Origin of the sequence: Bacillus sp. CDB3 (assembly GCF_002081505.1) — a bacterium.
In the GTDB taxonomy this organism is placed as follows: Bacteria; Bacillota; Bacilli; order Bacillales; family Bacillaceae_G; genus Bacillus_A; species Bacillus_A cereus_AT.
In genome coordinates, this window is the sequence record NZ_ALBR01000019.1 from 1 (window position 1) to 2,429 (window position 2,429).

The following is a 2,429-nucleotide window of genomic DNA, read 5'->3' on the forward strand; positions in this document are numbered from 1 at the left end:
TTTTTTTTAGGGAGTACTAAAAACATAAAATTTTCTTGCAAATCTGATTAAAGAGTTTTTCATTTGCTCATACTATGTAGTAAGAAAGCGAAGGAGAAAGGGTGAGCAGCATGAGAAGAAGTCGCCGTAAATCGTTTGAAGAACTTGTAAATGAAAATAAACAACAATTATTAAGCGATCGTGATGCAATCGATCGAATTGAAGAACGTATTGAAAAACGTTATGAAATGAAACTTTTTAAGCAGGCTGAATAATTCTTAACACTAGTACGATACTAGTGTTAAGGAGGCGATAGTAATGGGTAATCCGAAAAAGAATTCAAAAGACTTTGCACCAAATCAAATTGGAACACAATCGAAAAAAGCTGGTGGCAATAAAGGGAAGCAAATGCAAGACCAAACTGGCAAACAACCAATTGTAGATAACGGTTAGAAAAGAAGGATATTATCATTCTTCTTTTTTGTGAGGGAATTAAAGGTGTATTTTCAACAGCAATATGAAAAAAGGGCTGACTTATGTCAGCCTTTTTTCGTGATTGTGAAGTTTTCAACGAGTAAACGCCAATTTTGTGGGAATGGTAGGCCAATCTTCCAATAGCTAATACCGCCTATACCTTGTTCCTTCATTAAATTAAATTTACTTTGAACGGACCGTGAATCTTCAAACCAAACTTCGTGTTGTACGCCGTTTTCGTCAAAGTAATTGAAATGAGGAGCTTGAGCCGTGAAATCATAGCGGATAGGAACATTATATTTACGAGCTAGTGCAACAGCTGCAACAGAGCTGATTGCTTTTGCGGGTGGATTTCCTTGTTTGAACGGAAGTTTCCAATCGAAACCATATAAATTTTGCCCCATCATAATTTTTTGTGGTGGCATTTGAGATTTTGCATATTGAAGTACTTCTTTCACAGGCCCGATAGGAGAAATCGCCATCGGTGGTCCGCCTTGCCAACCCCAGTCGTATGTCATAATGACGACGAAATCAACAATTTGCCCTTGTGCTTTATAATCATGAGCCTCAAAAAATTTTCCTTTTTGATTGGAACTTGTTTTTGGTACAAGCGTTGTACTTAATGTGTACCCGCTAGGTAAGCGTGTTTTCACATTTCGTAAAAAACGATTATACGCTTCGCGATCTTCAGGTGCTACATTCTCGAAATCAAAATGAATGTCTCGCATGCCGTATTTTTCAGCTGTTTGCAAAATGTTAGTAATAAATTTGTTTTGAATGGTTGGGTTACGCAACAAAACAGATGTTAGTTCAGGACTAAAGTTCCCGTTTTCGATATTTGTAATAACGAGCATAGGGATGGTTTTACCTTGCGTTGCAATATTAGCGATTTTCGCTGTTTCCGTTGGTTCTTTTAAAGTGCCGTCTCTTTTTGCTTCAAAGCTGAAGTAGGCTAAATATGTTAAAAATGGATTAATAGCACGTGTAGCATTTACTAAACTTTCTTTTATTGGTATTGTTGAAGGCTGTAAATAAGCGATGGATTCTACTGCTCGTTTTGTACCTTTTGGTATATATAATTGTTGGCCGACATGGAGAATAGATTTTAATGAAAGGTTATTAACTTTAGCTAAGCTAGCGAGAGGAACGTTATACGTTTGAGAAATTCGATATAAGCTGTCACCAGGCTGTACATAATAATTATTGCCTTTTGTATTAACAATAAGTGCCTGACCAACAACGAGTGTTTCAGCTGGATTTAGTCCATTGTCTTTTACAATTTCTTCAGGTGTAGATCCGTACTTTGATGCTAAACCATAAACACTATCACCGCTACGAACAGTTACAATTTGGATCATATACTTGCCCCTTTCGGTAAAAGATTCACTGTTTTTATTTTATTTTTGATTCCACTGTATTATGATTAAATGTATGCAAGGTAGCAGAAGTGAAAGAAGGCGAATAGAAATGTTTGTAGCAGAACATGAAGTTGAAATCCGCTATGCGGAAACAGACCAGATGGGTGTTGTTTACCATTCAAACTATTTAGTGTGGCTGGAACTTGGGCGCACTAAACTTATACAAGAATTAGGATTTTCATATGTTGAAATGGAGAAAGAGGGAATTATTTCTCCTGTATTAGACTTGCAAATTTCATATCGTAAAGCGATGCGTTACGGAGAAAAAGCAATTGTGAAAACGTGGATTGATACTGTGAGCCCGCTTCGTGTTGTATATGGTTATGAAATATATAACGGTGATGGTGAGCTTTGCATTACTGCAAGTACAACGAATATTTGTGCGAAAAAAGAAGGGTTCCGCCCTGTATCATTTAAAAAATTATATCCTGAGTGGTATGCGAAATATGAGGAAATTAAAAAGAAATAAAAAAAGGNGAGCGACGTACGTACGTACGTAGTTACTACGTTACGTACGTACGTACGTACGTACGTACGTACGTACGTACGTACGTACGT

Annotated in this window: 4 protein-coding genes; 3 read left to right on the top strand and 1 reads right to left on the bottom strand. The window is 36.9% G+C overall.

Annotated elements, in window-relative coordinates:
* Positions 1 to 110: 110 nt before the first annotated feature.
* A complete protein-coding gene (locus CDB3_RS06445; RefSeq protein ID WP_001254699.1) occupies positions 111 to 254 on the top strand; it encodes an FbpB family small basic protein in 144 nt (47 codons plus the stop codon).
* A gap of 43 nt (positions 255 to 297) precedes the next feature.
* Positions 298 to 432, top strand: a complete 135-nt coding sequence (gene sspN, locus CDB3_RS06450; protein ID WP_000527988.1) for an acid-soluble spore protein SspN — start codon at positions 298 to 300, stop codon at positions 430 to 432.
* Positions 433 to 518: 86 nt separating this feature from the next.
* Here sspN and CDB3_RS06455 read toward each other — a convergent pair whose 3' ends face one another.
* A complete protein-coding gene (locus CDB3_RS06455; protein WP_097829062.1) occupies positions 519 to 1,811 on the bottom strand; it encodes a glycoside hydrolase family 18 protein in 1,293 nt (430 codons plus the stop codon).
* A 109-nt stretch (positions 1,812 to 1,920) separates the two neighbouring features.
* Here CDB3_RS06455 and CDB3_RS06460 point away from each other — a divergent pair, with 109 nt between their 5' ends.
* A complete protein-coding gene (locus tag CDB3_RS06460; protein WP_000495819.1) occupies positions 1,921 to 2,340 on the top strand; it encodes an acyl-CoA thioesterase in 420 nt (139 codons plus the stop codon).
* Positions 2,341 to 2,429 lie beyond the last annotated feature (89 nt).

Coding starts and splice junctions, on each gene's coding strand:
- CDB3_RS06445 (WP_001254699.1), top strand. CDS start 111: ATGAGAAGAAGTCGCCGTAAATCGTTTGAAGAACTTGTAAATGAAAAT.
- sspN (WP_000527988.1), top strand. CDS start 298: ATGGGTAATCCGAAAAAGAATTCAAAAGACTTTGCACCAAATCAAATT.
- CDB3_RS06455 (WP_097829062.1), bottom strand. CDS start 1,811: ATGATCCAAATTGTAACTGTTCGTAGCGGTGATAGTGTTTATGGTTTA.
- CDB3_RS06460 (WP_000495819.1), top strand. CDS start 1,921: ATGTTTGTAGCAGAACATGAAGTTGAAATCCGCTATGCGGAAACAGAC.